Source organism: Nocardia xishanensis NBRC 101358 (assembly GCF_001613365.1).
Lineage (GTDB): Bacteria > Actinomycetota > Actinomycetes > Mycobacteriales > Mycobacteriaceae > Nocardia > Nocardia xishanensis.
This window is the reverse complement of sequence record NZ_BDCF01000106.1, coordinates 1-4,155: the sequence shown is the minus strand read 5'-3', so window position 1 is coordinate 4,155 and position 4,155 is coordinate 1. Positions and strand designations below refer to the sequence as shown.

Sequence of the window (4,155 nt, the reverse complement as noted above, 5' to 3'; positions counted from 1 at the left end):
GCCGAGGGGGTGCGGCGCGGCCTGCGGCGCAGGGAGGCGCAGGCGCGGTGCCCGGAATTGTTTCTGGCGCAGGTGGATCAGGATCGGGATGCGCGACTGTTCGAGCCGGTGGTCGCGGCCGTTGACGCCACGGTGCCCGGCGTCGAGGTGCTGCGGCCCGGGCTGCTCGTGCTCGGCGCGCGCGGGGCCGCCCGGTTCTTCGGATCCGAGGAGGCGGCCGCCGAACGGCTGGTCGACGCGGTGGCCGCGGTCGGTGTCGAGGCGCAGATCGGCATCGCCGACGAGCTGTCGACGGCGGTGATCGCGGCACGGCGCGGGGCGATCGTGCCGCAGGGCGATGGCGCGGAATTCCTGGCGCCGCTCCCGGTGTCCGAACTCGCGCTGGAGCCGAGCCTCGCCGCGCCGGAGCGCGCCGAGCTGGTTGACCTGCTGCACCGCTTGGGTTTACGCAAGATCGGTGATTTCGCGGCGCTCGGCCCCGCCGAGGTCTCCTCCCGCTTCGGCGCGGACGCCGTGCTCGCGCATCGCAGCGCGCGCGCCGTTCCGGAACGCCCGCCCGCTGCACGCCGCCCGCCGCCGGAGCTCGCGGTGGAGCAGCGCTGCGACCCGCCGATCGACCGGGTCGACGCGGCCGCCTTCGCGGGCCGCATGCTCGCCACCCGGCTGCACGCCAAGCTGTCCGACGCCGCGCTGGCCTGCACCCGGCTCGCGGTGTTCGCCGAAACCGAAGCGGGCGAGCAGCTCTCCCGGATCTGGCGGTGCGCCGAGCCGCTCACCCCCGAGGACACCGCCGACCGGGTGCGCTGGCAGCTCGACGGCTGGCTGACCCGCCGCGACCGCCCCACCGCGCCGGTCACTCTGCTGCGCCTGGAACCCGTCGAGGTCGTGCGGGCAGGCGCGCTGCAACTCGGTCTCTGGGGCGGTGTCGGTGAGGAGGACGAGCGCGCCCGCCGCGCCCTTGTTCGGGTGCAGGGACTGCTCGGCGGCGAGGCAGTCCAGGTGGGCGTGCTCAGCGGCGGCCGCGGGCCCGCCGAACGCGTCACCATGGTCGTGCTCGGCGACGAGCGGGTGCCCGCGGCCGATCCGGAGCTGCCATGGCCCGGCAGGCTACCCGAACCCGCCCCCGCGGTGCTGCTGCTGAACCGTCCCACGGTGCGCCTGGAGGCGGCCGACGGAACGCCGGTGCTGGTCACCGAGCGGGGCATGTTCACCGCCGACCCGGCCCGCCTGCACTGGGGCAGCCGCAGCTGGCCGCTGGCCGGGTGGGCCGGACCGTGGCCGATGGACGAGCACTGGTGGGTCCCCGATTCCGCGGCGGCGGCCCGCGCCCAGGTGCAGCTGGGCGGTGACGCGGGCGAGGTCAGGGTGCTGCTGCTCGTCTACAGCGACGAGTCGTGGCGAGCCGAGGGACTCTACGACTGATCCGCCCGCCAGTCCTGGCGTGCCGCCCAATCACGCAGGCTGGTGGTTCCGGTCTCGATCATCGAGGGGTCGGGTTCTGGCGGCGTGGGCGCTCCCGGTGGCGGCGGCGTGTATGCCGCGGCGATCCCTGCGGCGGCCTCGGCCCCGAGGTGCGGGGCGAGCATCTCCCGATAAGCGTTCGGAGAAATGGAATTCCATCGCACCGGCTGTCCCAGGGCCGCGCTGAGTTCCGCGGCGACCTCGTCTCCCGTCAGCGCTCGCGGTCCCGCCACGATCCGCAGCGGTGGCGGAGCCGTAGCGGTGATCGAGCCCGCGACGGCCGCTCCGAGATCGTCCAGCGCGACCCACGGGACAGGCAGTTCCCTCGGCAACGGGTAGGCGACTTCCCCGGCGCGCACGAGCGGGGCGGACCATGGCGCGACGAGGTTCTCCATGTACTGCCGAGCGGGCGCGACCACCGTGGCCGCTTCGGCGCCGCGGGACAGTTCGGCGGACAACAGCACGCGGGCATCGATAAACGGAACGCCGACGGGCACGGGCGGCAGCACGCTGCCGGTATTGAGAACCACCCGCCGCACGCCCGCCTTGCGGAGTCCGTTCAGCACGGTTTCGGCCTGCCGGACGGCGAGGTCGGTGAAGACCAGCGGCAACTGCACGATCACGGCATCGGCCCCCGAGTACGCGGCGGCCAGCGAGCCGGGGTCGAGCAGGTCGGCCTGGACCGGCTCGGCATCCGCGTGCAACAGGGAGGACGAGTTCCGGCGGACGATGCCACGCACGCGGTGTCCCGCCGCGAGCAGGCCGCGGACGATGGCCGCGCCTTGGATCCCGGTCGCGCCGTGGACGATCACGGTTGAGGTGTTCATGCGGGCGACGTTAGTTTCGAGAATGAAGCAATACCCAGGAAGTTATATAGTTTTCCAATGGAAACCATTGGCGCCGAGCAGCTGAAACGCATGCAAGAAGCCCCGCGTTGGGGCTGCGGTGTCGAGCGCACGCTGAAGGTCCTCGACGGAAAGTGGACGACGCTGATCGTCCGGGAATTACTGTCCGGACCCAAGCGCTTCGGCGACCTGCGCGCGGCACTCGGCTCGCCGAGCGCCAAGACCCTCACCGACCGCCTCCGCGCCCTGGAACACCAGCGCATCCTCACCCGCACCGTCTACGCCGAAGTCCCGCCCCGCGTCGTGTACCAGCTCACCGAGGACGGCGAGAGTCTCAGCGGAATCCTCTACGCGATGTTGAAGTGGGGCGAGGAGCACCCTCTCGTCGAGGACTGACAGCCGCCGTCCCGCCCGATTGCCGTCGCTCGGACAGTGTTCGGCCGCTGTGATACTGCCGACAAATCCTGGGTGGCGGACGGGTGGTGGTCGGTACTCTCGAACATCGTGGATCTGACGGTTGCCCGGATGGCGTTCGGTGGGGTGCAGATCGCCTATCGCGATTCGGGGGCGGTCGACGACACGCCCGTCGTGCTGGTGCACGGCATGGGCGGGGACGGGCACACCTGGGACCGCTTCGCGCGCCGGTTGGCGCGGGCCGGGCGGCGGGTGATCATCCCGGACCTGCGCGGGCACGGCCGCAGCGCGCACACCGATTCGTACCGTTTCGACGAGTTCGGCGCCGACCTGCTCCTGCTGTGTGAGCGCCTCGAGCTGCGCCAGGTGGATCTCGTCGGGCACTCGCTCGGCGGTTACGCGGTGTCCTGCGTCGCGCAGGAGCGGCCCGAGCTGGTGCGCAGCCTGGTGATCGAGGAATGCCCGCTTCCGCTGCGCTCCGGCGACGAGGAACTGCGGCTGACCCGTCGTTTCCCCACCATCCCCGAACTCTGGCACGCCACGACCAGCCTGATCCGGCATCCGCGCGCCGTGCTGGCCTTCGACCGCTCGATGACCCGCACCGCGCTGGAGCAGTTCCGCAAGCCGAATCCGGAATGGTGGGACCGGTTGTCCGACATCACCGCGCCCACGCTGGTGCTGCGCGGCGGGCCGGGCGGCATGGTCGATCCGGAGAAGCTCGCGGTGCTGCTCGACCTGGTCTCCGACTGCACCGTCACCCCGTTCTCCTGCGGCCACAGCATCCATCGCGACCGGTACCGCGAGTTCGAAGCCGCGGTGATTCCGTTCCTCGCGCGGTGAACGCGTTCGACGGCCTGCCATGCTCCTCGGCCGCGGCCGATGTCCCGCTTCCCGGCACCGCGACGCGGGTGAGCGGATGGCTCTGCGTCGAACATCCCGGAGCGTGGGGTCGTGACGTGATCGGCGACGAGGTGCTCGGCGCGGAGATCACCGCCGAGCTCGCCGCGCGCACCGCGGCCGCGCGCGTCCGCCCGACCCTGATCCGCCGTCCCGGCCGCCACGAATTCACCGGCGCTCGAACGGTTCTGCTGGTCAACTCGCGCGCCGAGGGCGGCTGGTGCGAGCGGATCGAGATCACCGAGCTGGAGCAGTTGCTCGACCTCGATCTGCACCTGCTCGACGGTCCGCCGCCCGGCCTCGGTGAGCCGGTGACGGATCCGCTGGTCCTGGTGTGCGCGCACGGTAAACGCGACCAATGCTGCGCCCTGCTCGGCCGTCCCATCGCCGCGGCGTTGTCGACCGCCCATCCCGGCCAGGTCTGGGAGTGCTCGCACACCGGCGGCCACCGTTTCGCGCCCGCCATGGTGCTGCTGCCATCGGGACTCACCTACGGCCGCGTCGACGCCGCCGCCGCGACCGAGGCCGTCGCCGCCGT

The 4,155-nt window shown here is 72.1% G+C and carries 5 protein-coding genes; 4 read left to right on the top strand and 1 reads right to left on the bottom strand.

What is annotated here, in order from left to right:
- Positions 1–1,422, top strand: a 1,422-nt coding sequence (locus NX1_RS34775) for a DNA polymerase Y family protein (RefSeq protein ID WP_068069385.1), incomplete at its 5' end; no start/stop codon positions are given.
- Here NX1_RS34775 and NX1_RS34770 read toward each other — a convergent pair.
- A complete protein-coding gene (locus NX1_RS34770) occupies positions 1,413–2,288 on the bottom strand; it encodes an SDR family oxidoreductase (RefSeq protein ID WP_068069375.1) in 876 nt (291 codons plus the stop codon). The two genes, NX1_RS34775 and NX1_RS34770, sit on opposite strands and share 10 nt — an antisense overlap.
- Positions 2,289–2,345: 57 nt before the next feature.
- On the opposite strand from NX1_RS34770, the gene NX1_RS34765 reads away from it, so the two are divergent.
- The 3 genes from NX1_RS34765 to NX1_RS34755 form a co-directional block, all read left to right on the top strand.
- Positions 2,346–2,702 carry a winged helix-turn-helix transcriptional regulator gene (locus NX1_RS34765; protein WP_157120407.1) on the top strand — a complete coding sequence of 119 codons (357 nt, stop codon included), beginning with the start codon at positions 2,346–2,348 and terminating at the stop codon, positions 2,700–2,702.
- Between the two features lie 108 nt (positions 2,703–2,810).
- Complete coding sequence (locus NX1_RS34760) at positions 2,811–3,560, top strand: alpha/beta fold hydrolase (protein ID WP_245668920.1); 750 nt, start codon at positions 2,811–2,813, stop codon at positions 3,558–3,560.
- A partial coding sequence (locus tag NX1_RS34755) for a sucrase ferredoxin (RefSeq protein WP_068069374.1) occupies positions 3,557–4,155 on the top strand: 599 nt, incomplete at its 3' end. The genes NX1_RS34760 and NX1_RS34755, both read left to right, overlap by 4 nt.